21 protein-coding genes are annotated in these 23076 nt (G+C 65.8%); 11 read left to right on the plus strand and 10 right to left on the minus strand.

Going from position 1 to position 23076, the window contains the following annotated elements:
* Positions 1-206: 206 nt before the first annotated feature.
* Complete coding sequence (locus KTQ42_RS16565) at positions 207-1997, plus strand: ABC transporter ATP-binding protein (RefSeq protein WP_217346486.1); 1791 nt, start codon at positions 207-209, stop codon at positions 1995-1997.
* 22 nt (positions 1998-2019) lie between these two features.
* On the opposite strand, the gene KTQ42_RS16570 is transcribed toward KTQ42_RS16565, so the two are convergent.
* The 3 genes from KTQ42_RS16570 to KTQ42_RS16580 form a co-directional block, all read right to left on the minus strand.
* The gene (locus tag KTQ42_RS16570; RefSeq protein ID WP_217346487.1) at positions 2020-2367 is read right to left on the minus strand and encodes a hypothetical protein; all 348 of its coding nucleotides are present in this window, start codon (positions 2365-2367) and stop codon (positions 2020-2022) included.
* 110 nt (positions 2368-2477) lie between these two features.
* Positions 2478-4151 carry a sulfatase-like hydrolase/transferase gene (locus tag KTQ42_RS16575; protein WP_249222965.1) on the minus strand — a complete coding sequence of 558 codons (1674 nt, stop codon included), beginning with the start codon at positions 4149-4151 and terminating at the stop codon, positions 2478-2480.
* Positions 4152-4197: 46 nt separating this feature from the next.
* Positions 4198-5415 (minus strand): PHB depolymerase family esterase, encoded by a 1218-nt coding sequence (locus KTQ42_RS16580; protein ID WP_217346489.1) that lies wholly within the window; start codon positions 5413-5415, stop codon positions 4198-4200.
* A 178-nt stretch (positions 5416-5593) separates the two neighbouring features.
* On the opposite strand from KTQ42_RS16580, the gene KTQ42_RS16585 reads away from it, so the two are divergent.
* Positions 5594-6172 carry an NnrU family protein gene (locus KTQ42_RS16585; RefSeq protein WP_217346490.1) on the plus strand — a complete coding sequence of 193 codons (579 nt, stop codon included), beginning with the start codon at positions 5594-5596 and terminating at the stop codon, positions 6170-6172.
* Positions 6173-6178: 6 nt separating this feature from the next.
* On the opposite strand, the gene KTQ42_RS16590 is transcribed toward KTQ42_RS16585, so the two are convergent.
* Positions 6179-6370, minus strand: a complete 192-nt coding sequence (locus tag KTQ42_RS16590; RefSeq protein WP_217346491.1) for a hypothetical protein — start codon at positions 6368-6370, stop codon at positions 6179-6181.
* Positions 6371-6529: 159 nt separating this feature from the next.
* Positions 6530-6730 (minus strand): hypothetical protein, encoded by a 201-nt coding sequence (locus tag KTQ42_RS16595; RefSeq protein WP_217346492.1) that lies wholly within the window; start codon positions 6728-6730, stop codon positions 6530-6532.
* On the opposite strand from KTQ42_RS16595, the gene KTQ42_RS16600 reads away from it, so the two are divergent.
* The 4 genes from KTQ42_RS16600 to KTQ42_RS16615 all read left to right on the plus strand — a co-directional run bounded on the left by KTQ42_RS16600 (position 6729) and on the right by KTQ42_RS16615 (position 9096).
* Positions 6729-7880 (plus strand): HAMP domain-containing sensor histidine kinase, encoded by a 1152-nt coding sequence (locus tag KTQ42_RS16600; protein ID WP_249222795.1) that lies wholly within the window; start codon positions 6729-6731, stop codon positions 7878-7880. The genes KTQ42_RS16595 and KTQ42_RS16600 overlap by 2 nt on opposite strands.
* Positions 7881-8043: 163 nt before the next feature.
* Positions 8044-8379, plus strand: a complete 336-nt coding sequence (locus KTQ42_RS16605) for a hypothetical protein (RefSeq protein WP_217346493.1) — start codon at positions 8044-8046, stop codon at positions 8377-8379.
* Positions 8357-8620: a hypothetical protein gene (locus tag KTQ42_RS16610; protein ID WP_217346494.1), complete on the plus strand. Its 264-nt coding sequence runs from the start codon at positions 8357-8359 to the stop codon at positions 8618-8620. The genes KTQ42_RS16605 and KTQ42_RS16610 overlap by 23 nt, the downstream gene beginning before the upstream one ends.
* 236 nt (positions 8621-8856) lie before the next feature.
* Positions 8857-9096: a hypothetical protein gene (locus KTQ42_RS16615; RefSeq protein ID WP_217346495.1), complete on the plus strand. Its 240-nt coding sequence runs from the start codon at positions 8857-8859 to the stop codon at positions 9094-9096.
* A 162-nt stretch (positions 9097-9258) separates the two neighbouring features.
* Here KTQ42_RS16615 and KTQ42_RS16620 read toward each other — a convergent pair whose 3' ends face one another.
* Together KTQ42_RS16620 and KTQ42_RS16625 are read right to left on the minus strand one after the other, a co-directional pair.
* Positions 9259-9570, minus strand: coding sequence for a hypothetical protein (locus KTQ42_RS16620; RefSeq protein ID WP_217346496.1), 312 nt, complete (start codon positions 9568-9570; stop codon positions 9259-9261).
* Positions 9571-10260: 690 nt separating this feature from the next.
* Positions 10261-10422 (minus strand): hypothetical protein, encoded by a 162-nt coding sequence (locus KTQ42_RS16625; RefSeq protein ID WP_217346497.1) that lies wholly within the window; start codon positions 10420-10422, stop codon positions 10261-10263.
* Between the two features lie 72 nt (positions 10423-10494).
* On the opposite strand from KTQ42_RS16625, the gene pip reads away from it, so the two are divergent.
* Positions 10495-11466, plus strand: coding sequence for a prolyl aminopeptidase (pip, locus tag KTQ42_RS16630; protein ID WP_217346498.1), 972 nt, complete (start codon positions 10495-10497; stop codon positions 11464-11466).
* 92 nt (positions 11467-11558) lie between these two features.
* Complete coding sequence (gene ftsH, locus KTQ42_RS16635) at positions 11559-13601, plus strand: ATP-dependent zinc metalloprotease FtsH (protein WP_249222796.1); 2043 nt, start codon at positions 11559-11561, stop codon at positions 13599-13601.
* A 339-nt stretch (positions 13602-13940) separates the two neighbouring features.
* Here ftsH and glmS read toward each other — a convergent pair whose 3' ends face one another.
* The gene (gene glmS / locus KTQ42_RS16640; protein ID WP_217346499.1) at positions 13941-15767 is read right to left on the minus strand and encodes a glutamine--fructose-6-phosphate transaminase (isomerizing); all 1827 of its coding nucleotides are present in this window, start codon (positions 15765-15767) and stop codon (positions 13941-13943) included.
* Between the two features lie 10 nt (positions 15768-15777).
* The gene (gene glmU / locus KTQ42_RS16645) at positions 15778-17136 is read right to left on the minus strand and encodes a bifunctional UDP-N-acetylglucosamine diphosphorylase/glucosamine-1-phosphate N-acetyltransferase GlmU (protein ID WP_217346500.1); all 1359 of its coding nucleotides are present in this window, start codon (positions 17134-17136) and stop codon (positions 15778-15780) included.
* 105 nt (positions 17137-17241) lie between these two features.
* Here glmU and KTQ42_RS16650 point away from each other — a divergent pair, with 105 nt between their 5' ends.
* Together KTQ42_RS16650 and KTQ42_RS16655 are read left to right on the plus strand one after the other, a co-directional pair.
* Positions 17242-18075 (plus strand): DUF6279 family lipoprotein, encoded by an 834-nt coding sequence (locus KTQ42_RS16650; protein WP_249222797.1) that lies wholly within the window; start codon positions 17242-17244, stop codon positions 18073-18075.
* A gap of 65 nt (positions 18076-18140) precedes the next feature.
* Entirely contained in the window at positions 18141-18680 is a 540-nt protein-coding gene (locus KTQ42_RS16655) for an aspartate carbamoyltransferase (RefSeq protein ID WP_217346501.1), read from the plus strand.
* Positions 18681-18694: 14 nt separating this feature from the next.
* Here the strand turns inward: KTQ42_RS16655 and KTQ42_RS16660 are convergent, their stop codons facing one another.
* Positions 18695-21430, minus strand: a complete 2736-nt coding sequence (locus KTQ42_RS16660) for a cation-transporting P-type ATPase (RefSeq protein ID WP_249222798.1) — start codon at positions 21428-21430, stop codon at positions 18695-18697.
* A gap of 264 nt (positions 21431-21694) precedes the next feature.
* Between KTQ42_RS16660 and KTQ42_RS16665 the strand changes: the two genes are divergently transcribed.
* On the plus strand, positions 21695-23017 hold the full coding sequence (locus tag KTQ42_RS16665) for a cation:proton antiporter (RefSeq protein WP_217346502.1): 1323 nt from the start codon (positions 21695-21697) through the stop codon (positions 23015-23017).
* The last annotated feature ends 59 nt before the right edge of the window (positions 23018-23076 follow it).

Raw genomic sequence — 23076 nt, forward strand, 5'->3', positions numbered from 1 at the left:
GCATGGGCTTCACGGCTGGCAATTGCCCTGCAATGCATCGCCATCTTGTAATGAAATGTAAGTTCCGTACGGCAATTTTCAGCTGTTCACGGTCTGTCCTTAGGCGCAGCATGGCGCCAAGGCCGTCATGCCTTGTTGCAAGCTGTTACGTCGGCATTTATTTCCCTTGATTAAGATTGGCGCCGTCTTCCTCCTTTCTGCCTCACATGCTGCCTTCTCCTGTTTCTTCCGCTCCGGCCGGCGCCGGTCTCTACCGCAATCTCTGGCACTATGCCGCCGGCGCCCGCCTGAAGGTGGTGCTGGTTGGCCTGATGCTGACCGGCGCGGCGCTGCTCGAACTGGTCTCGCCCTGGCTGGCCGCGCAGGCCATCAATGCATTGCAACAGAACCAGAGCGGCGCGCTGCTGCATGCCGGCGGCTATGTCGGCGCCATCCTGGCCGCATCGCTGCTGGCCTGGGCGCTGCACGGGCCGGGCCGGGTTGGCGAGCGCACGGTTGCGCTGCGCATCCGCCAGCAGTTCACCGACGCGCTGTATGCCAAGCTGATGCGCCTGCCGATGTCCTGGCACGACCGCCATCATTCGGGCGACGTGCAGCAGCGCATCGGCCAGTCCAGCATGGCGCTGTACAACTTCGCTCAAAGCCAGTTCACCTACCTGAAGAGCGGCGTGCATTTCATCGGCGCGGCGGTGGCGCTGGTGCTGTTCTCGCCCTTGCTCGGTTCACTGGCGCTGCTCGGCTATATCGGCGTGGGCTACCTGATGCACCGATTCGACGGCGCGCTGATGCGCCTGGCGGCGGCCGAGAATGCGGCCGAGCGTCGTTACCAGTCGAAGATGCTGGACTTCCTGGGCAATGTCTCCACCGTGTTTTCGCTGCGCATGCAGCAGGGTTCGCGCCAGATGGTGAACCAGCGCCTGGCCGACGTGTTCGTGCCGCTGAAGAAGAGCATCGTGCTGGTGGAAGCCAAGTGGTGCGCGGCAGACCTGCTGTCGCTGGTGCTGACCTGGGGCCTGGTGGTGGCGGCCGCCTGGCCGAGCGAGCACAGCGGCGGCGTGGTGCTGCTGGGTAGCGTGTTCCTGGTGCACCAGTATGCGCAGCAGGCGCGCGGCGTGGTGCTGTCGGCTGCGGACAAGTTCCAGTCCTTCGCCCGCACCCGCACCGACGTCGCCAGCGCCGACGCCATCCTGAACGCGGCCGACATGCCGGCCGCCGGCGAGCCGGTGCATGCCGGCTGGCATAAGCTGGCGGTCAAGGGCCTGTGCTACGAGCATCCGGCGGTCAACGACAGTGCCGCCCAGGCGCCGGCCGGCCTGCATCATGTATCGCTGACAATAGCCCGCGGCGACCGTGTTGCGCTGATCGGCCACAGCGGTTCCGGCAAGAGCACGCTGATGCGGGTGCTGGCCGGCCACTATGCGCCGACCCAGCAGCATTTCGATGTCGACGGCCAGGCTTACGGCCGCACCCGCCATCTGTCCAGCATCGCCACCCTGATACCGCAGGAAGCAGATGTGTTCGAGGCCAGCGTGCGGGAAAACATTTCCCTGTCCGGCGCCCACAGCGACGCCGAAATCGCCCGGGTAGTGCATGCCAGCGGCTTCGACGCGGTGATGGCCGACATGGCCATGGGCCTGGAGACGCCGATCACCGAGCGCGGCTTCAACCTGTCCGGCGGCCAGCGCCAGCGGCTGTGCCTGGCGCGCGGCCTGCTCGCCGCCTCCTCGTCCTCGCTGATCATGCTCGACGAGCCGACCAGCGCGCTCGACCCGGTCACCGAGGAAACCGTGCTGGGCCGGATATCGAAAGCCTTCCCGGACGCCTGCGTGATGGCCTCGGTGCACCGCATGAGCCTCCTGCACCACTTCAACAAGGTAGTGCTGATGAACGGCGGCAGGGTGCAGGACGTGGGTACGGTGGAGGAGTTGCTGGCGCGGCAGCCGTCGTTCCGGGCCATGCTCAGGCAGCCGGGCGCGGCTGACCTGCAGGCGGCCTGATCAGGCCGGGCCGGAATGGGATTTAATCGAGATTGATGCGCAGGAACAGCATCACGCTGCGGTCGGAGCCCAGGCCGTCGCGCGCCCGTGGCAGGTAGGTCATCAGCAGCTTGGGCCCGTTGTCGCCGCCGAACGAGGCCAGCGGCAGCGCAACCCGGTAAGGTCCGGTGCGGCTCAGCGCGCCCGATTTTTCCAGGTCCTGCCGCCAGCTCGATTTCAGATTCAGCGACAGGCCGCCGGTGGACGCCGCCTCCCGTTGCTCGCGGCGTGCCAGTTCCCAGTTTTCCCCGAGCAGCCTTTCATTCCACGCATGGGCAACCGGCAGCAGGGAGAGCAGGAAGAAAGCAATTGCGAACTGGACTTTGAGCATGACAATCTCTCCCTGTGCGACATTCGAATGCTTGGAAAAGTATTGTAAAAATCTTATTGGAATTTGCTTAGCGTTTCGACAAGAGTTTTGCCGATTTCTTGTGCACCGCATCAGTTGCTGACACGGCAGCCAGCCAGCAGGTCCATATCGGTGCGGTAATGCCGGTCGCTTGTGGCCATCATGCCCAGCAGGGTGTGGTACACGTTGTCATGGCTGAACGGCTGGTCCAGCTGGCGCGTCAGGCAGCGCCCGTCCATGCCCATGCGCCGCTGGTAGCCGTCCGACATCCACAGCAGCAGGGGAATGCGCTTTTGCTCCTGCGGCGCTGCCGCATACGGCGCGCCGTGCAGGAAGACGCCCTGTTCGCCCAGCGACTCGCCGTGGTCGGACAGATACAGCAGCGCGCTGTCTAAGCGGTCCGAGCGGCTTTCCAGCAGCGCGATCTGGGCCGCCAGGAAGCGGTCGGTATAGACAATGGTGTTGTCGTAGGCATTGCGGATTTCCTCGACGCTGCAGTCGGTCAGCTCCTGGCGCCGGCAGGCCGGGCTGAAGCGCTGCGCCGCGGCCGGATAGCGCCGGAAGTAATCCGGCCCGTGGCTGCCCATCTGGTGGAAGCCGAAGAGGCTGTCGCGGTCGACCTGCGCCAGCGCCTGTTCCAGGCCCGCCAGCATGGCTTCGTCCAGGCAGGATGCGGCATCGCACAGTGCAGGTGGGGCGCCAGGTCCAGGCCGCTGCGCGGGATAGGTGACCGTCGGCAGCCGGGCGCTGATGACAGAGCTGCCCGCATTATTGGCGCGCCAGGCAACCCGCACGCCGGCCGCGGCCAGCTGCTCCAGCGCGTTCGGCACGGCGCGCGCACCGGCCACGGTGAAGCGGTCCCGGCCCAGCGGCGAAAACATGCAGGGCAGCGACACCGCGGTGGTCGTGCCGCATGAGGTGACATTGGAAAAGTAATACACGCCCGGCATGGCCGAGAGCAGCGGATTGGTTGGCCGCGCATAGCCGCCGAGCTGGAAGCTGGCATGGCGCGCGGTTTCGCCCACCACAAGCAACACCACCAGCGGGCGGCTGCCGCGGGAAGAAGGCAGGCGCTGCGGCGCGTCGGCCGGCGCCGCCTGCCTGGCCTGCCCGTCCGGACGCCACGATGCCAGGTCGGAAGCGACATAGCGCGCCGCGCCCTGCAGCGCCGCCGCCGGCACCAGAAGATACGGCGCATGGGAGCGCAGCAGCACATTAAAGCGCGCGGCGAATGCCGACATCAGCAAGGCCGCCAGCGCCAGGGCGGCGCCGCAGAACAGCAGCCGGTGCCGCAGATGCTGGCGCAGCGGCAGCGGCGCGATCCGGCTGGAACCCACCACGAACATCGGCAGCACGCCCAGCAGCAGCGCATACAGCAGCAGGCGCGGTCCCAGCAGCGCGCCGGCCTCGCCGCGGGTGGCATGCGCCAGGCTGCGCACCATGTCGGCGTCCACGGCCAGGCCGTAGCTGTCGGCGGTGTAGGCCGCCATGGCGCCCAGCGGGAACAGCACACCGCTTGCCACATGCATCAGCCGCCGGCCCGGCAGCAGCAGCAAGGCCAGCGAAAAGCCCGACAGCAGCAGCAGGAACAGGGCGACCAGAAACGGCAGGTCGCCGGCATTGCCGCGCCAGCACAGGGCTACCGCCTCGCGCCAGAAGCGCTGGTTCAACAGCGCCAGGTACATCGCCGACACCAGCAGCGCGTACCAGACCGGCGAGGCGAAATGCAGCCGGCACGGCGCCCTGGCGACCCGCACCGGCTTCATCGGCAAGGCGCCTCATGCGCGGGCCGGACTGGCGCGCTGCAAGGCCTCACGCCGGGCAGCTCCCGTAGGCGTAATAGCCGGCCGAGGTGCGGCGCACGCTGGTATAGGCGGCGGTGGAGTAATAGCCGAGGTACTGGTTGGAGTTGGTCGCATACACGTTGCCGTTGTAGGCATAGGCGCGGCCGTAGTAGACATGCCAGTAGTTGCTGTCGTACCAGGAGGCGCAGGCATAGGGTGCGGCGGCGTTGCCGCTGACGACGCGGTCGATCATGGTCTTGACCGCCACCATCTGGCCGCCGCTCTTGGCCGGAAAGTTCACATCGTCATAGCCCCACCAGTCCCAGCAGCCGTTCGGATTGGCATAGGTGGCGGCCGCCTGCGGATACAGCACGATCATGTTGTTGCTGTCGGCCCAGCGGTTGTAGCCGGCGTTGCCATAGAACTGCGAGCCGACGGTGGCGGCATTCTGCTTGCAGCCATGGAAGGCCACATGCAGCTTGCAGGGCTGACCTGTGGCGCAGCTGGCCGGCACATAGGCCCAGCCGTCATTGGCCATGCCGTGGCTGGTCGGGTCGCCGTTGCCCCAGTAGGCGCGCTGGTCGAAGTTGACGAAGCTGCCGGACAGCGTGCCGGTATTTTTGGCGTTGAGGCTGCCGTGTATCCATTTCAGGATCTCGCCGGCGGCGTCGAAATTGCAGTTGTTCACATAGGGCGTGCCGTTGTAGCTGCAGGCATTGCCGCTGCTGTCGGTCGGCACCGCATGCTCGGCCGCCAGCGTGTTCTTGTAGGTGATGCTGGCGCTGCCGACATAGTTGCCATACATCGAGCGCAGGTCGTTCATCACCGGCTGGCGCACGGTGGAATCGATGGTGCCGGAGAACAGGTAGACCCTGGACGCGGCCAGATTGGCGGTCGGGTCGATGTAGCCATTGCCCGACCAGGTGTTGATGGTCGAGATCAGGTAAGGCAGGTTGCGCGAGCCGGTATCGGCCATGCAGGGGCCGGTGGCGATATTGACATTGCCCTGCGAGCAGTAGACCGGCCCGCCGGCGATCACGCCCGCGCCCTTCCTGATCGTCTTCGAATACGCCACATGCATCTGGGCCGCCATGTAGCCGCCCGAGGACAGCCCCGAGACCGACACATTGTCGAAGCTGACGTTGTACCTGGGAAGCGTGACGACCACGGCAAGGGCGTGGCTGCAAAGGACAAGGCCGCCGGCGGCCAGAACGGCGCCGACGGCGTGATTGCGCATGAAGGGCATGGTGTCTCCGGTATCGTTGTTATTGCATGGCGGGCCGCCATGTCCGGCCGAAGATAAACCGGAAACGCCGCCGCGGCGATGGCATCCTTGCTGTTTCTTGAATATCCGCAAATCCGCGCCTGCCGGACGTTAGAATGACGAACGCCCAACCATCCTGCCTCCAGGGGAGCATGCCTTCATGACCATACTGCTGATCGGCCTCGTCATTTTCCTGGGTGTGCATTCCACCCGCATCGTCGCCGACGGCTGGCGCGGCGCGCAGATTGCGCGCATCGGCCCCGGCCCGTGGAAGCTGGGCTATACGGTGCTGTCCCTGATCGGCTTCTATCTGCTGCTATGGGGTTATGGCGTGGCCCGGCAGACGCCGGTCGTGCTGTGGAATCCGCCGGTCGCCATGCGCCATATCGCCGGCCTGCTGATGCTGCTCGCCTTCGTGCTGCTGGCGGCGACCTACGTGCCGCGCAATGGCATCAAGGCCAGGCTGCATCATCCGATGGTGCTGTCCGTCAAGCTCTGGGCCCTTGCCCATCTGCTGGCCAACGGCACGCTGGCCGATGTGCTGCTGTTCGGCAGCTTCCTGGCCTGGGCCGTATTGTCCTTCCGCGCCGCGCGCCAGCGCGACCGCGCAGCCGGCACCCGCTATCCCGCCGGCAGCCTTGCGGCCACGCTGGCCACGATAGCAGTGGGCGGCGTGGCCTGGGCGGCGTTTGCCTTCCGGCTGCACGAGTGGCTGATCGGCGTGCGGCCGTTTTCCTAGCTTTTCCTAGCCTCCCTGCTGGCCGCCCTTCGAGCCGGGTTTGGACTTGCCATCTTCCGGCAGGTCGGCGAGAAAGGAATTGTCATTGGCGTCCGACTGTATCGCGTCAGGCGGCAGGTCGCCGATCAGTTCATCCGGCGTCTGCGCCGGCTGGCCGGCGTCCTGGCCCTGCTGCTGTTTCTGCGTATCGTTCATCATGGTCTCCAAGAGATAGTCTGTTCGATGAGGATTTTGCTGCAGGGATTAGACAGGGTTGATCAGAGCGGGTTCTGACGCGGGCCGGTTGGCGTCGCCGAAGTGGGACATGTCTGACACCGTCTTCAGGCTTTGGCCGACTGGATGCCTGGAGCGATTCCGCTAAGATGAATGCGTCTCCTCCATTCTTAACGGTATGGATTTACGCCCCGCCACGGCATTGCCCGGCGGGGCTTTTTTCATTCCGGCATTGCCGAAGGGAAGGCTTTGAGTATGGCCAAGACTGACGCATGCCGCACCCGGTTCTTCTACGGCTGCCCAATACAATCGAACCATGACTACAGCGGTTTTCAAAGCCATCATGACGCTTGCCAGCGACAAGAACCTGAATGACAAGGGCCTGTCCTCGACGGCGCAGCGCATGCTGGCGCTACGCGACGTGGTGCTGGCGGAATGGGAAAAGCGTTTGCGCGCCACGGTCAGGGAAGCAGCCAGCCTGCCGCATCCCATCGTCATCAATACCTTTCCCACGCTCTACGACAATATCGCCGAAGCCATCAGTCCCGGCTATCCCAGGGACAATGCCGTCACCAGCAACACGGTGGCGTCCGAGCATGGGGGCGAGCGGGCGCGCCTGACCGACTACAGCCACCAGGCCGTGATCGCGGAATACCAGTTGCTCAGGTGGACCATACTCGACGTGCTGAACCAGCACGGCGTGCCGCTCGACGGCCGCGAATTCCATGACATCAATGCCTCGATCGATGCCTGCATGCAGGAGTCGGTCAATGCCTTTGCCCTGGCGCAGTCGGCGCTGCGCGAGCGCTTCATCATTACCGTCACGCATGACCTGAGAAATCCGCTGCAGGTGATCAGCTCTGCGGCCGAACTGCTGACGCATAGCCAGGATCCGGCCCGCATCGGCGTGCTGGCCAAGCGCATCGTCGACAACAGCCAGCGCATGGACCGCATGATCCAGGACCTGCTGGATGCGGCCGTGTTCCAGAGCGGCGAGCGCCTGAGGCTGCATCTTGACGGCTGCGACATTCTCGCCATCGTCAGGGAAGTCTGCGATCCGCTGGTGGAAGTGTATGGTCCGCGCTTCGATATCCTGGGCGGGCCGGTGGAGGGCTGGTGGGACCGGGATGCGATGAGGCGGGTGGTGGAAAACCTGGTTGGCAATGCATTGAAGTATGGCAGGCCCGACGCCCCGATCCGCATCGCCATCGACAGCCAGCATGAACGCATGCTGCTGACGGTGCATAACGAGGGCGAGCCGATCCCGGCTGAGCAGCTCGAAACGGTGTTCCAGGTGTTTCGCCGCGCAGAGGCGGCCAAGGACGGTGAAAAGCGCGGCTGGGGCATCGGCCTGCCGTATGTGCGCAGCGTGGCCGAGAGCCATGGCGGCAGCGTGCAGCTCGACAGCGGCACTGGCCGGGGCACGACGCTGGCGATCGATATCCCCATCGATGCGCGGCCCTACCAGAATGCGCCCACCCTGGGGGGCGGCTGAAAACAGCGTTGACGCAGTACAAGCCGGCACGGCAGCGCAATAGGCCACCTGCTGCTATGTCGTCAAGCTGACAGATCGCCATGAAGAGACGCTATATAGTTGCTTGTCCTGCCCTGGCCATGCAGATCTGCGGCCCGGGTTCACGACCATCCATGGAGCATGCATGCCGAATGGAGCGCCCGATCAGACCATGCCCGGCCTGCTGATGACGGATATTGCCGGCCTGGCCGAGCGAATCACTGCGCTGAGGGAGCGCATCGTCACGATGGTGCATGAGGGACTGCAGACCAGGGATCAGTCGGAACTGCTGTTCTCCCTGCTCAGGGCATTGAAAGCCGCCAAGGCGTCCGGCCCTTGCGACATGGAACGCCTGCCCTTGGCCGACGCCATGCACGGGCCAGTCCTGGTCATGGCAGGGGCCTGCCGCCGGTACGGCGCCGCCGGCGCCGATGGCGCATCGACAGCAACCGGCCCGCATGCCAGCAACGATGGACGATAGCGACCCGGACCGTCGCAGGGCCGGGGGCGGCGCTGCCAGACGCGGCACTGCCCAGCGCCGGCAATATGCCGCGCAGCGGGCCGTTCTTGCGCTTGACAGGGTAAGCCGCATCGCGTCGCAGGGCGACCCGGAACAGTGGGAGCGGGCACTGCGCTGGATGCGGCTGTGGATCGCATTCGCGGCGTCGCGCCAGGTCACGGCGACGGCGCATGCAGGCACGGGCAGCGTCCGGGCCGCCTGAGGCTGGCGCGTTCGATGTCGTCAGCTTCATCGCCGTGCCAGCCGTGCCCCGCGTGGCAATGCCGGGGTTCATGAGGCGAGCGGCCTGCAACGCTGGATAAACTGGCAACAGCCGCACTTCCTACATCTGCTCCGGCGTTCATCCGACTTCGCTTTCATGCCATCTGGATTAACGTAGGCATACCGCCTGCAGGACAGGTCCATCGTCAGAGCCCTCTGCGCCACTGATGAGCGGTCATGGCAGGCTTCACGTTCAACATGCAAGAGGCAGCGATGATGACCGTTCGCGTATCTCCGGTGGAAGTCCAGGTGGACGTCCTGGTCTACACATTCAATGACGTAACAGTGGCCGATGGTTTCGAGGCCTCGGCCCAGGCGGAGACCCGGACCGCCGCCACGCCGGAATTTCTCCGGCATAAATGCCTGGCCGTCGGATGCAGGCCTGTGGACTGCGATCATGAAGTCGGCAGGTTCTGAATGCCTGGCCCAGCGGTGCACGCCGGCCCGGGTGCACATCGGGGCATGCCTCGTCTGATGAAGCGGGAAGAACAGTACCGATGAAAATGATGGCCGCCGCGTATGGCGCGGCGGCCGCCGGCAGGGATCGGTTCAGATCCATGCCAGACCGACTGCCTTGGCTCAGCGGGAACCCGCTCCGCCGGAGCTGCCGCCCGAGCCTGCGCCACCCGAGCCGGAGCCGCCACCCGCCATGCCGGATGCGCCGCTGCTGCCGCCCGAGCCTCCTGAACCGCCTGCTCCCGACGCGCCGCCCGAACCGCTGCCGCCCGACGAGCCGCCGCTGCCCGAAGAACCGCTCATGCCGGATGCGCTGCTGCCGCCGCTGCTGCCGCCGGCGCTGTTCGCGCCCGATGCGCCCGTGCCGGACTGCGCAAAGGACGCGCCTGCCAGCATTGCCGCTGATGCCAGTACCGCCAGAGCGAGCTTTCTCATGATGTCTCGCCTTGAAGAATGAATCAGTCGTTAAACCATTCGTGCTCGACAAGCGCTCAGTGTAGTCGTTCCTTCGGCAATGAAAAGCAGGAGAGTGGCCGAATCCGGCGTAGGAAATCCATGGTGGACTTCCGGAACGACCGGATGCCATGGCGATACTGTCCAGCCTCATGGCACGGCTGCGGCATGCCACGGAATCTGTTTTCAGCCCTGTACGGCAAGGCGAAAACGCGGTTGCATGGTGTCGATGCGACAGGCTGCGGGAATGGCTGCAGCAGGCATGCCGCGCGGGCGCTGCAAATCGCAGCGTCCGAGGCGCATGCCCGGTGCGCCGCCCGCCATCTGCACTTCCTACAAGGGCTTGGGCATTGCGCCGACTAACGCGTGCCCGCCGTCTTCAGTAGATTGTCATCATCAGCGATCAGGTGGCAGGCTGTACCAGGTCATGGGTCAAGCGCGGCGAATCGCACCCGCGCTCCCAACCGCATGCAGCGCATGAACAAGCATCACATCCCTTGCTTCCGATTGAGAGCCCAGCGATACAAAGCGGGCTCGAAAGCGTCAACCGGATGCACGGCGATGAGTTCTGGCCAATGGAAAGGCATGGCCGGCGCAAGCGCAGTGACGAGCAGGGGTGCATTGCCTCCGCCAGGAACGGCACGGTATCGCCGCCGCAGCGGCCACGCTGGTTTAGCCTTGACCCGACACTGAAGAGATCAGCGGAACAGCAGCAATGAAGTACACCGGCTCATCCGCATCGTTCCACGGCATGCGGGCCATGCGCCTGGGCAGGTTGCCGCGCCATCCCGTTTGTGTCGCCCCGCCCGTGCTGGCGAGCAGCAGGCTTTCCACGCCGGCGTCGGTCGCAACGAAAGCCGGTCGCGCCCGGCGCCTTGCAATCTTCCGAAGAGAGGCTTGAAGCGCATGAATGCAAGACAGGAACATCAGCTCTTTCCTCCCATTGAGCCTTACCGCACCGGCATGCTGCCGGTCGATGAACTGCACTCGCTGTACTGGGAGGAAAGCGGCAACCCCGACGGTCTGCCGGTGATCTATCTGCACGGCGGGCCGGGCAGCGGCGCCTCGCCGCAGAAGCGGCAGTGGTTCAATCCGGCCCATTACCGCATCGTGCTGGTCGATCAGCGCGGCGCATTCCGCTCGACGCCGCTGGGAGAGTGCCGCGCCAACACCACCCAGCTATTGGTGCAGGACCTGGAAACGGTGCGCCGCATGCTCGGCATAGAGCGCTGGCTGGTCACCGGCGGTTCCTGGGGCTCGCTGCTGGCGCTGGCCTACGGGCAGGCCCATCCCGAGGCCTGCCTGGGCTTCGTGCTGCGCGGCGTGCTGCTGGGCAGCGTGGAGGAAATCGACTGGTACCTGCATGGCATGCGGCTGTTCTATCCACAAGCCCACGAACGGTTCAGCAACTGGATACCGGAAGCGGAACGCGGCGACCTGCTCGCCGCCTATGGAAAGCGGCTGTTCGCCGACGCGCCGGCGCTGCGCATGGAAATCGCCCGGCGCTGGTACCGCTACAGCGAGGACTGCGCGCTGTTGCGGCATGATCCGGTCGTCGTCGAGGAGGCATTGAAGCAGCACGGCGCGGTCTACAGCACCGCCCGGCTGCATGTGCATTACTTCCGGCATCGCATGTTCCTGGAGCAGGACCAGCTGATCGGCAACATGGAGCGCATCGCCCACCTGCCAGCCATGCTGGTGCAGGGCGGCCATGACGTGATCACGCCGCCGCAGGCGGCTTACCGGCTGCATCGGGCCTGGGCGGGTTCCGTGCTGCATGTCGTGCCGGACGCCGGCCATGCGCCATCCGAGGCCGGCATCCGGGTGCGGCTGGTACAGGCGCTGGAGCAATTCAGGCAGGAAGGAAAATTCAGCTGAAGTTTGCCGTGTCGAAAACAGGTTTTGAGTTTCGACAAGACGCAAAAGCGGCGCACCGGAAACTATAGTCCGGATATCCCGGACGAACAGGCATGAAGCCCGACCACCCCTTTTCCGCCGCCAGGCCGGCCAGCCCGAAAGGCATGCCAGGCAAGCCCGGCCAGCCCGGCCAGCCCGGACAGGGCAAGCTGCCGCCGCGCCGGGCCTGGCTGCTGTTTCTGATCGTCCTGTTCGGCAATTACTTGGTGATGCGGGTGTTCTTCCCCGACGCCGACGCGCCGGTGACGGTGCCCTACACGGTGTTCAAGGAAGAGGCCGCCAGGGGCAACGTCAAGTCCATCTACAGCCAGGGCGCCAGCATCGAGGGCCGTTTCGGCGCGCCCGTCACCTGGCCGCCGCAGGCCGGCGACGAGGCGGACAAGCGGCCGGACGCGCTGGTCGAGCCCAAGCCGCGCACCGCGTCGACCTTCACCACCACGCTGCCGGCCTTCGTCGATCCGGGCCTGGAGCAGTTCCTGATCAATAACAAGGTGGAGATCAGCGCGGTGCCGATCCAGAGCGGCAGCGCGCTGGGCACGCTGCTGTTCGGCTTCGGCCCGGCGCTGCTCCTGATCGGCTTCTATGTCTGGCTCTACCGGCGCGCCGCGCAGCAGGGCGGCGGCATCGGCGGCGGCCTGTTCGGCATCGGCAAGAGCAAGGCGCGCCGCTACGACCAGGAACAGGACGACCGGGTGACCTTCAATGATGTGGCCGGCATCGACGAAGCCGAAAACGAGCTGGTGGAAGTGGTCGACTTCCTGAAGGCGCCGGAGAAGTACACCCGGCTGGGCGGCGCCGCGCCCAAGGGCGTGCTGCTGGTGGGCGCGCCCGGCACCGGCAAGACCCTGCTGGCGCGGGCCGTCGCCGGCGAGGCCGGCGTGCCGTTCTTTTCGATGAGCGCGGCCGAGTTCGTGGAAATGATTGTCGGCGTCGGGGCGGCCAGGGTGCGCGACCTGTTCAAGCAGGCGCGCGAGCATGCGCCGGCCATCATCTTCATCGACGAGCTCGACTCGATCGGGCGCGCCCGCGGCCAGGTCGCCCTTGGCGGCTCCAGCGAGCAGGAACAGACGCTGAACCAGATCCTGACCGAAATGGACGGCTTTTCCAGCCGCGAGGGCATCATCGTGCTGGCCGCCACCAACCAGCCCGACGTGCTGGACAAGGCACTGCTGCGGCCCGGCCGCTTCGACCGCCGGGTGGTGGTCAACCTGCCCGACAAGCGCGGCCGCGAGGCGATCCTGTCGGTGCACACCCGCAAGGTGCCGCTGGCCGCGGACGTGGCGCTGCAGGAATTGGCCGCCGCCACGCCCGGCCTGTCGGGCGCGGACCTGCGCAACCTGGTCAACGAGGCGGCGCTCCTGGCCGCGCGGCGCGAGCAGAACGAGGTGCGGCACAAGGACTTCATCGATGCGCTGGAAAAGATCGTGCTGGGACCGGAGCGGCCCATCCTGCTGAGCCAGGCCGACCGCGAGCGCATCGCCTATCACGAGAGCGGCCATGCGATCCTGGGCCTGGTGGTGCCGGGCGCCGACCCGGTGCACCGGGTCACCATCGTGCCGCGCGGGCAGGCGCTGGGCGTGACCTACCAGCGGCCGCAGACCGACCGCTACAACTATCCCGAAGCCTATCTGCGCGCCCGCATCGTCGGCATGCTGGGCGGGCGGGTGGCCGAGGAAATCATCTACGCCAGCCGCACCACCGGCGCGGAAAACGATATCGAGCAGGCTACCGGGCTGGCGCGCAGCATGGTCACCCGCTGGGGCATGAGCGACAGGCTGGGCATGGTGCAGCTGGCGCCACGCCAGAATCCCTATCTCGGCGGCAGCGTCGGCTTCGGCGGCGAGAAGCCGTTCAGCGACGAGACCGCGCGCATCATCGACCTGGAAGTGCAGCGCATCATCGATGAAAGCCATGCGGAGGCGACGCGCCTGCTGATCCGGCATCGCAAGTCGCTGGATGCGCTGGTGCGCGCCCTGCTGGAACGCGAAACCCTGGACGAGATGGAAATCCTGGCGGTGACCGGGCTGGAACCGGCGCCGCCGCTGGAAGGCGCGCCGGTGCCGCATGCGGTCAGCCAGCATTCATCGCATGTTTAGCGATAGTTCAGGATCTCAAGAAGGGCGGTGCCGCAAGCCGCTATCGATCACATGCCAACTGCGGCGTTGCGGCTCGTCGTCGTCATTGCTGGGTGACTGTCTGGTAGTCGCCCCTTGAGCCCGGAAGGGGCACTCCCGGACCCTCCCGAAGATCCGCGACACCGGCGTGGGGTGCAATACCCCGCAGGGGCATTGCACCGTGGTTCGATGAGGGAGGATGACCGGCGTGGCGCTGCCGGCTTGCGACCAGCCGCACTGGTGCCCTGCAGGTATCGCAGCCTACGGAAGGTCAACTTTTGCTTGAAGCGCTGGCCCGCGCCAGGCGCATGCCAGCGCGCCTTACTCCACCGTGACCGACTTCGCCAGATTCCTTGGCTTGTCGACGTCGGTGCCCCTGGCCAGCGCGGTGTGGTAGGCCAGCAGCTGCAGCGGCACCACATGCAGAATGGGCGAGAGCAGGCCGTAATGCTCGGGCAGCCGGATCACGTGGATGCCTTCGCTGGACGTCATCTGCGAGTCGCCGTCGGCGAACACATACAGCTGGCCGCCGCGGGCCCGCACTTCCTGCATGTTGGACTTGAGCTTTTCGATCAGGGTGTCGTTCGGCGCCACCGTCACCACCGGCATTTCCTCGGTCACCAGCGCCAGCGGGCCGTGCTTGAGTTCGCCGGCCGGATAGGCTTCGGCGTGGATGTAGGAAATTTCCTTGAGCTTCAGCGCGCCTTCCAGCGCGATCGGATAATGCAGGCCGCGTCCGAGGAACAGCGCGTTTTCCTTGCGGGCGAAGGCTTCCGACCAGGCGATGATGTGCGGCTCCAGCGCCAGCACGCTCTGCAGCGCGTTGGGCAGGTGGCGCAGGTTCTTCAGGTGGAAGGCTTCGGCATCGGCGTCGAGCCGGCCGCGCAGCTTGGCCAGGGTAGCCGTCAGCAGGAACAGCGCGGTCAGCTGGGTGGTGAAGGCCTTGGTCGAGGCCACGCCGATCTCGGCGCCGGCACGGGTCAGGTAGGACAGCTCGGTCTCGCGCACCATGGCCGAGGTGCCGACATTGCAGATCGCCAGCGAATGCCTGTGGCCCAGCTCCTGCGCGTACTTCAGCGCAGCCAGGGTGTCGGCGGTTTCGCCGGACTGGGAAATCACCACCACCAGCGCCCTCGGATTGACCGCCGGCTTGCGATAGCGGTACTCGCTGGCGATTTCCACGCTGGTCGGCAAATTGGCCAGCGATTCGAGCCAGTACTTGGCGGTCATGCCCGAGTAGTAGCTGGTGCCGCAGGCCAGGATCAGCACGCTGTCGATGTCCTGGAACACCTGTTCGGCGCCGGCGCCGAACAGCTCGGGCGTGAAGCCCAGCACGCCTTCCAGCGTGTCGGAAATCGCGCGCGGCTGCTCGAAGATTTCCTTCTGCATGTAATGGCGGTAGGGGCCCAGCTCGATCGCGCCGGAATAGGCCTGCACCGTCTGCACCCGGCGCTCCACCGCCAGGTCCAGCTTGTCATAGATGCGCACGCTGTCCAGGCGCACGTCGACCACGTCGCCGTCTTCCAGGTAGACGATCTGGTCGGTGCTGCCAGCCAGCGCCATCGCGTCGGACGCCAGGAAATTCTCGCCATTGCCCATGCCCACGATCAGCGGGCAGCCGAGGCGGGCGCCCACGATGCGCTGCGGCTCGTCCTTGGCAAACACCGCAATGGCAAAGGCGCCATGCAGCTGCTTGACCACCCGCTGCACGGTGCCCAGCAGGTCGCCGTCGTAGTGATGGTTGATCAGGTGGGCGACCGCTTCGGTATCGGTCTGCGACTCGAAGACATAACCCAGCGCCTTCAGTTCGGTGCGGATTTCCTCGTAGTTCTCGATGATGCCGTTGTGTACCAGGCCGATGCGCTGCTCGCCGTTCTTGGTCGAGAAATGCGGATGGGCGTTGTTGGTGGCCGGCGCGCCGTGGGTTGCCCAGCGGGTATGCGCGATACCGGTGTTGCCTTCGAATTCGCTGGCGGCGACCTGCTCCTGCAGCTCAGCCACCCGCGCCACGCTGCGCGCGCGCTTCAAGCCCTGGTTGTTGACGGCCACGCCGCAGGAATCGTAGCCGCGGTATTCCAGGCGCCGCAGGCCTTCGAGGAGGATGGGAACAATATTGCGTTGCGCAACTGCGCCGACAATGCCGCACATGGTGTTTTTCCTATTTGGGTTGTTTGACGGGGCGTTTCCAGCCCTCAATCGTGGTCTGGCGGCTGCGCGAGACGGTCAGGCTGTTGGCCGGCGCATCCTTGGTCAGCGTGGTGCCGGCGCCAAGGGTAGCGCCACGGCCCACCGTCACCGGCGCCACCAGCTGGGTGTCGCTGCCGATGAAGGCATCGTCCTCGATCACGGTGCGCAGCTTGTTGGCGCCGTCGTAATTGCAGGTGATGGTGCCGGCGCCGATGTTGACCCGTGACCCGACCGTGGTATCGCCGACATAGGCCAGGTGATTGGCCTTGCTGCCGGCGGCGATCTGGCTGTTCTTGACTTCGACGAAGTTGCCGATATGGACGTCTTCCGCCAGCGTAGTGCCGGGGCGCAGGCGGGCATAGGGGCCGATCACCGATTTCGCACCGACGGCTGCCTCTTCAAGATGGCAGAACGGCTTGATGTTGACGCCGTCGCCGATCCGGACATTCTTCAGCACGCAGTTGGCGCCTATCGTCACGCCGTCGCCCAGCACGACATCGCCTTCGAACACGCAGCCCACATCGATGCTGACGTCGCGGCCGCAGACCAGGCTGCCGCGGATGTCGATGCGCGCCGGGTCGGCCAGGGTGACGCCCTGTTCCAGCAGCCGGTAGGCCAGGTTGCGCTGGTGGATGCGCTCCAGCTCAGCCAGTTGCACCTTGCTGTTCACGCCCAAGGTTTCCCAGACCGCGTCGGGCTGGGCCGACACCACCGGCACGCCGTCGGCAACGGCCCGGGCGACGATATCGGTCAGATAGTATTCGCCCTGCGCATTGTCGTTGGACAAGGTGGACAGCCAAGCACGCAGGCGGGCGGTAGGCGCCACCATGATGCCGGTATTGACTTCGGCAATAGTGCGCTCTTGCTCGTTTGCATCTTTTTGTTCAACGATACGCACGATTCTGTCGTTGTCGCGCACAATTCGCCCATAACCGGTCGGATCTGCCATGTTGACCGTCAGAATGGACAACTTGTCGGCGCCAGCCTGGTCCAACAGACGGCGCAGCGATTCCGATCTGGTCAGTGGCACGTCGCCATACAGGATCAGGGTGGGCACATCGTCGCGCAACTGCGGCAGCGCCTGCATGACCGCGTGGCCGGTGCCGAGCTGCGGCTCCTGGCGGGCAAATGCCAGATTGTCAGACTGCAACATCTGCGGCACCATATCGCCGCCGTGGCCATAGATCACGCAAATGGAAGTGGGGGAAAGCGTGCGGGCGGTATCGATAACGTGGGATAACAGTGCCTTGCCTGCCAGCGGATGCAGAACCTTGGGAAGCGCGGACTGCATCCGCTTTCCCATTCCTGCTGCGAGAATGACGATATTCATAAGTGATAGGTTGAAATGACGCAAAATTTTAGCATGGGGGGGTATGCGGCATGGCTCCGGCGGGCGGCGCTATTGTTTCTTGTCGCATTATTGTCTTCCTGCAACATGGCGAGGCTAGGATATAACAATGGGGAAACCATTTCCTATTTTTGGCTCAACGGCTATGTCGGTTTCGATGCCGATCAAAAACCCTGGGTAAAAAAGGAAATTGGCAATCTTTTCGCCTGGCATCGGCGCACCCAGTTGCCTGATTACATCGGATTGCTGACCCAGGCCCAAAAACGCATCGCCAAGCCGGTGACCGAAGCGGAGCTGGCGCGTGACTACGAAGACATGCGCCGCCGCGTGCTGACGGTCACCGACCGCGCTGCGCCATCGCTGGCGGACCTGGCGCTGGCATTGCGTCCCGAGCAGATTGCCCGCATCCAGGAAAAATTCGACAGCAACAACGAGACTTTCCGCAAGGAGCATCTGCGCGGCGACCTGGCCGACCGCCAGCGCCAGCGTTTCAAGCGCACCATGAAGCAGGCCGAACACTGGTTTGGCAATTTTTCCGGGGAACAGGAGCGCCAGATCCGCGCACTGTCCGATGCCCGGCCGCTCAACGATGAGCTGGTGCTGGCCGACCGCATCCAGCGGCAGGCGGAAATGATCAGGATGCTGCAGCGGATCGAAGCCGAAAAGCCGACCCGCGAGGCGGCGGCGGGCATGATCCGGCAATATGTGTCCGGCACCATGGACCACTATGGCCATCCGGAATACCAGGCGTATTTCGAAAAATACCGCGCTGCCCAGATGCGCATGGTGGCCGGCATCATCAATGTCACCACGGCCGCGCAGAAGGAGCACTTCACGCAGGCGCTGCAGGGCTGGATCGACGACTTCCAGACCCTGTCGCGGCTCGACCCGGCGCCGGCGCAGCGCTTCAACGTCAACTGACCCGGCGCCGGCCGCCACATGGCGGCCGGTGCCAGGCCTTCATCCTGTCAGGACAATTCTCGACCATGCCAATCCCATTCTTCACTGCGCTGTTGCTTGCCCTGTACGCCGGCCTGGCCGCGCACACCGCCTCGGCCGAGCCGGCGCCGCCCGCGCGCCAGGCCGAAGTCGCCGCGCGCGGCGCGCAGGTGATGCCGTTCGAACTGGCGGCCACCAGCCACATCTTCACCAAGAACCGCAACGGCGGCCTGCAGCAGGTGCTGGTCAGGAATCCGAAGGACAAGGAACAGTTGCGCCTGGTGCGCAGCCATCTGCAGGAAATCGCCGGGCGTTTCCAGGCTGGCGATTTTTCCGCGCCCGCCCGGATCCACGGCGAGGCCATGCCCGGCCTGGCGCAGCTGAAGCAGGCCAGGCCTGGCGAGATCACGCTCCATTACAAGGAAGTCCGCGATGGCGCCCAGATCCGCTACGCCACGTCGAATCCGGCGCTGGTGCCGGCCTTGCATCAATGGTTCGACGCCCAGCTGTCCGACCATGGCGCCGATGCGCGCGAAGGCCATGCGCATCACCACGGCCATCAGGCGCATCAGGCTCCCCGGCAGTAACGGCCCGGCCGGATTCAGCTTGCCGCCATGCCGGCGCGGCGCAGCAGCCATTTTTCCGCTTCCACGATGAGCATCAGCGCCACGCCGAACAGCAGGATCCGGCCCCAGGCGCCGGCTTGCAGCGGCGCGGTGCCGAATGCGGCCTGCATCGCCGGCAGGTAGGTCATCAATGCCTGCAGCACCGCCAGCGCCGCCACCGCCAGCAGCGCATAGCGGTTGCCGGTCAGGCCGCGCCAGCCGAGGATGGAAGCGCCCAGGTGGCGGCAGTTGAACAGATACGCGATCTCGCCGATCACCAGGGTATTGATGGCGGCGGTGCGGGCGGTTTCCAGCGTGGCGCCATGGTCCAGTTCCCACAGGTACAGGCCCATGCTGCCGGCCACCAGCAAGGCGCTGACCAGCACGATGCGCCAGGCCAGCCAGCGCGACAGCAGCGGCTCTGCCGGGCTGCGCGGCGGCCGCCGCATGATGTCGCCTTCAGCCTGCTCGAACACCAGTGCCAGCGACAGCGTGACTTCGGTGACCATGTTGATCCACAGGATCTGCACCGCCGTGACCGGCAGGGTGATGCCCAGCAGGATCGCCACGATCAGCATGCCGGCTTCGCCGCCATTGGTGGGCAGGGTGAAGGCAATCGCCTTGCGGATGTTGTCGTAGGCGGTGCGGCCTTCCTCCACCGCCGCCACGATGGAGGCGAAGTTGTCGTCGGCCAGCACGATCTCGGCCGCTTCCTTGGCCGCCTCGGTGCCCTTGCAGCCCATGGCCACGCCGACGTCGGCGCGCTTCAAGGCCGGCGCGTCGTTGACGCCGTCGCCGGTCATGGCCACGACGGCGCCGCCGGCCTGCAGCGCCTGCACCAGCCGCAGCTTGTGTTCCGGGCTGGCGCGGGCAAAGACATCGGCCTCAAGCACCGCCTGTCGCAACTGGGCATCGTCCAGCGCATCGATGCCGGCGCCGGTGAGCGTGCGTATCCGGCCGGCCAGCCCCAGTTCTTCGCCGATGGCGCTGGCGGTGGCGGCATGGTCGCCGGTGATCATGATGACGCGGATGCCGGCGGCGCGGCAAGCCGCCACCGCACGCACCGCTTCCTCGCGCGGCGGATCGGCGATGGCCACCACCGCCAGCAGCGTGAAGCCGCCGGCCCCGACATCGGCGAATGCGAGTTCGGTGCGGTGGTCGGGCTCGCGCCGCATCGCCACCGCCAGCAGCCGCATGCCCGACGCCGCCAGCCGTTCCATGCGTGCCGACCAGGCCGCGGCGTCGAGCGGCTCGTCCTGCAGGCTGCGTCGCTGCAGCGGGCAGAGCGCCAGCACCCGTTCCGGCGCGCCCTTCAGGAAGACGTAGCCATGTCCTGCATGATCGTGATGCAGCGTGGCCATGAAGCTGTGTTGCGACTCGAACGGAATGGCGTCGGTGCGCGGCAGGCCCTGTCGTTCGCGGACAGCATCCAGCCCCGCCTTCATTGCCAGCGTGAGCAGCGCGCCTTCGGTCGGATCGCCCGCCAGCTGCCATGCGCCGTCGCGGTTGACCAGGCTGGCGTCATTGCACAGCAGGGCGGCGCGCGCGATGCCGGCCAGTTCGGGATGCGCCGCGGCGCTGGCCTCGCGCCCGTCCAGCGCGAAGCCGCCGTGTGGCGCATAGCCCGCGCCCGACACCGTCAGATGCGCGCCTGCTGTCAGCACGGACTGTACCGTCATTTCATTTTTGGTCAGGGTGCCGGTCTTGTCGGTGCAGATCACGGTGACCGAGCCGAGCGCCTCGACCGCCGGCAGGCGTCGCACGATGGCGCGCCGCCGGGCCATGCGCTGCACGCCGATGGCCAGGGCAATCGTCATGATGGCCGGCAGGCCTTCCGGTATCGCCGCCACCGCCAGGCCGACCGCCGCCAGGAACATCTCGCGCGGCGCATAACCGCGCAGCAGCACGCCGAACAGCAGCACCACGGCGGCGCCAATCAGGATGGCCGCGGTCAGCCAGCGGCTGAAATGGGCAAGCTTCCTCAGCAGCGGCGTCGACAGCGTCGATACCTGTTCCAGCAGGGCGCCGATGCGGCCGATCTCGGTGGCGGCGCCGGTCGCCACCACCACGCCGGCGCCCTGGCCAGAGGTGACCAGCGTGCCGGAATACGCCATGCAATAGCGGTCGCCCAGTCCGGCATCGGCGCTGGCTGGCGCCACCTGCTTCTGCACCGGCATCGATTCGCCGGTCAGCACCGATTCATCCACCCGCAGGTTCTTCATGTCGACGAGCCGCAGGTCGGCCGGCACCTTGTCGCCCGAGGCCAGGAACACCATGTCGCCCGTCACCAGCGCTTCCGCAGGCACTTCCATTCGCTGGCCGCCGCGCATGACCTGGGCATGGGGCGAGAGCATGCCGCGGATCGCATCCAGCGCCCGCTCGGCCCGGCCTTCCTGCAGGAAGCCGACCAGCGCATTGATCAGCACCACGCCGACGATCACCGCCGTATCGACCCAGTGGCCAAGCCAGGCGGTCATGGCGGCCGAAGCCAGCAGCGCATAGATCAGCGCATTGTGAAACTGCAGCAGGAAGCGCCGCACCGGGCCGCGCCTGGGGGCTGGCGGCAGGGTGTTGGGGCCATGCCGTTCCAGGCGGCGCTGCGCTTCCTGCAATGCCAGGCCATCATGCTGGCTGTCCATCTGCCGCAGCACTTCCTCGGCCGGGCTGGCATGCCATGCCGCCGACGGCGGGGTGCCTGCCGCCAAGCCTGTCCCGTGCTCCATGGTTTCCATTTCGCCTTTACCTGTCCAGTGCGAAGTGCCGGCAACGGTTGCAGCATCGCCGTCCCTCGCCGGATATTCCTTGACTGAAATCAAGCTGGTCGGCAACGCCATGGATGCAGGTCGGAAAGTCCGGCTCCCCTGTAACCCGGCGGTATGCGCATGATCAATGGCCGTAGCGATAAGCACGCCTTTCCTTGATCGTTTGCCTGTCGGTAATGCAACCACGCAAGCCACTGCCGGTCACATTGTTTTGAACCTGACACAAGCGTGCCTATGACCAATGCACTATGGTTTCTCCTGGTAGGCATCCTGATGCTCACGCGCGGCCTGACATCGACCGCGCTGCAGCGTCTGCCATTCACGTCGGCGATCATCTATCTGGCCGTCGGCATCGTGCTCGGCCCCACCGTGCTGGGCCTGTTCTACTTCGATCCGATCAAGCAGTCGGCATTGCTGGAACTGATGACGGAGATCGCGGTGCTGATCTCGCTGTTTTCCGCCGGCGTGAAAATGCCGGTGCCGGTGAAGTGGCCGCGCTGGCGCGCGCCGGTGCGGCTGGCCTGGGTGTCGATGACGATCACGGTCGGCCTGATCGCCGCTTGCGCCTATTTCTTTCTCGGCCTGCCGCTGGGCGCCGGCATCCTGCTCGGCGGCGTGCTGGCGCCGACCGACCCGGTGCTCGCCACCGATGTCCAGACCCGCCATCCGGGCGACAAGGACACGCTGCGCTTCACCCTGACCTGCGAGGCCGGCATGAACGACGGCACCGCCTTCCCGTTCGTGATGCTGGGGCTGGGCATGCTGGGCCTGCATGAACTGGGCGACCATGGCCTGCGCTGGATCGCCGTCGACGTGATCTGGGCCACGCTGGGCGCGATTATCATCGGCACCCTGGGCGGCCTGCTGATTGCGCAGGTCGGCTGGCGGCTGCGCGGCATGGAGCAGAAGCATGACGTGCTGGACGACCTGGTCGGCCTGGGCCTGATTGCCGTGGTGTATGGCCTGTCGGTCTACCTCAATACCTGGGGTTTTCTGGCGGTCTTCTTCGCCGGCGTGGCGCTGCGCCACGGCGAACTGAAGCTGGCCGGCTCGGCCGGCGTGAAGAAGGAGCAGCTCGAAGGCGAGAATGCGGCATCCGGCGGCTCGGCGCCGGTCGGCGACGGACAGCCGCAGCCGCCGCACATCGTCAGCGTCGAGGCGCTGGTGTTCAAGGAGCACCTGGAGCGGCTGTCGGAACTGATGCTGGTGCTGCTCCTGGGCGGCATGATGGTCAGCCAGTACTGGAACTGGATGACGGTCGGCTTCGCGCTGTTCCTGTTCCTGGTGGCGCGGCCCCTGAGCGTATTCGTCGGCCTGCTCGGCACCGGCACCTCGACCCGCATACGCGCCATGTCGGGCTGGTTCGGCGTGCGCGGCATCGGCTCCATCTATTACCTGAGCTATGCCATCCAGCATGGCCTGCCCACCGAGCTGGCGCATGAGCTGATACAGCTGACGCTGGTGGTGATCACGCTGTCCATCGTATTCCACGGCACCAGCGTCAAGCCGCTGATGAACCGGCTGTGGCGCCGGCGTGGTGAAACGGGGGCGACATGACGGAATGCGCAAGCCCGGCGCAGATAGCCGCCACTGTCCTGAATCTTGTCGATGCATGC

Origin of the sequence: Noviherbaspirillum sp. L7-7A (assembly GCF_019052805.1) — a bacterium.
Lineage (GTDB): Bacteria > Pseudomonadota > Gammaproteobacteria > Burkholderiales > Burkholderiaceae_D > Noviherbaspirillum_A.

What these genes read in the sequence shown, in the direction of transcription:
- KTQ42_RS16565 (WP_217346486.1), top strand. Translation starts at nt 207, where the DNA reads ATGCTGCCTTCTCCTGTTTCTTCCGCTCCGGCCGGCGCCGGTCTCTAC.
- KTQ42_RS16570 (WP_217346487.1), bottom strand. Translation starts at nt 2,367, where the DNA reads ATGCTCAAAGTCCAGTTCGCAATTGCTTTCTTCCTGCTCTCCCTGCTG.
- KTQ42_RS16575 (WP_249222965.1), bottom strand. Translation starts at nt 4,151, where the DNA reads ATGAAGCCGGTGCGGGTCGCCAGGGCGCCGTGCCGGCTGCATTTCGCC.
- KTQ42_RS16580 (WP_217346489.1), bottom strand. Translation starts at nt 5,415, where the DNA reads ATGCCCTTCATGCGCAATCACGCCGTCGGCGCCGTTCTGGCCGCCGGC.
- KTQ42_RS16585 (WP_217346490.1), top strand. Translation starts at nt 5,594, where the DNA reads ATGACCATACTGCTGATCGGCCTCGTCATTTTCCTGGGTGTGCATTCC.
- KTQ42_RS16590 (WP_217346491.1), bottom strand. Translation starts at nt 6,370, where the DNA reads ATGATGAACGATACGCAGAAACAGCAGCAGGGCCAGGACGCCGGCCAG.
- KTQ42_RS16600 (WP_249222795.1), top strand. Translation starts at nt 6,729, where the DNA reads ATGACGCTTGCCAGCGACAAGAACCTGAATGACAAGGGCCTGTCCTCG.
- KTQ42_RS16595 (WP_217346492.1), bottom strand. Translation starts at nt 6,730, where the DNA reads ATGATGGCTTTGAAAACCGCTGTAGTCATGGTTCGATTGTATTGGGCA.
- KTQ42_RS16605 (WP_217346493.1), top strand. Translation starts at nt 8,044, where the DNA reads ATGCCGAATGGAGCGCCCGATCAGACCATGCCCGGCCTGCTGATGACG.
- KTQ42_RS16610 (WP_217346494.1), top strand. Translation starts at nt 8,357, where the DNA reads ATGCCAGCAACGATGGACGATAGCGACCCGGACCGTCGCAGGGCCGGG.
- KTQ42_RS16615 (WP_217346495.1), top strand. Translation starts at nt 8,857, where the DNA reads ATGGCAGGCTTCACGTTCAACATGCAAGAGGCAGCGATGATGACCGTT.
- KTQ42_RS16620 (WP_217346496.1), bottom strand. Translation starts at nt 9,570, where the DNA reads ATGAGAAAGCTCGCTCTGGCGGTACTGGCATCAGCGGCAATGCTGGCA.
- pip (WP_217346498.1), top strand. Translation starts at nt 10,495, where the DNA reads ATGAATGCAAGACAGGAACATCAGCTCTTTCCTCCCATTGAGCCTTAC.
- ftsH (WP_249222796.1), top strand. Translation starts at nt 11,559, where the DNA reads ATGAAGCCCGACCACCCCTTTTCCGCCGCCAGGCCGGCCAGCCCGAAA.
- glmS (WP_217346499.1), bottom strand. Translation starts at nt 15,767, where the DNA reads ATGTGCGGCATTGTCGGCGCAGTTGCGCAACGCAATATTGTTCCCATC.
- glmU (WP_217346500.1), bottom strand. Translation starts at nt 17,136, where the DNA reads ATGAATATCGTCATTCTCGCAGCAGGAATGGGAAAGCGGATGCAGTCC.
- KTQ42_RS16650 (WP_249222797.1), top strand. Translation starts at nt 17,242, where the DNA reads ATGGCGAGGCTAGGATATAACAATGGGGAAACCATTTCCTATTTTTGG.
- KTQ42_RS16655 (WP_217346501.1), top strand. Translation starts at nt 18,141, where the DNA reads ATGCCAATCCCATTCTTCACTGCGCTGTTGCTTGCCCTGTACGCCGGC.
- KTQ42_RS16660 (WP_249222798.1), bottom strand. Translation starts at nt 21,430, where the DNA reads ATGGAAACCATGGAGCACGGGACAGGCTTGGCGGCAGGCACCCCGCCG.
- KTQ42_RS16665 (WP_217346502.1), top strand. Translation starts at nt 21,695, where the DNA reads ATGACCAATGCACTATGGTTTCTCCTGGTAGGCATCCTGATGCTCACG.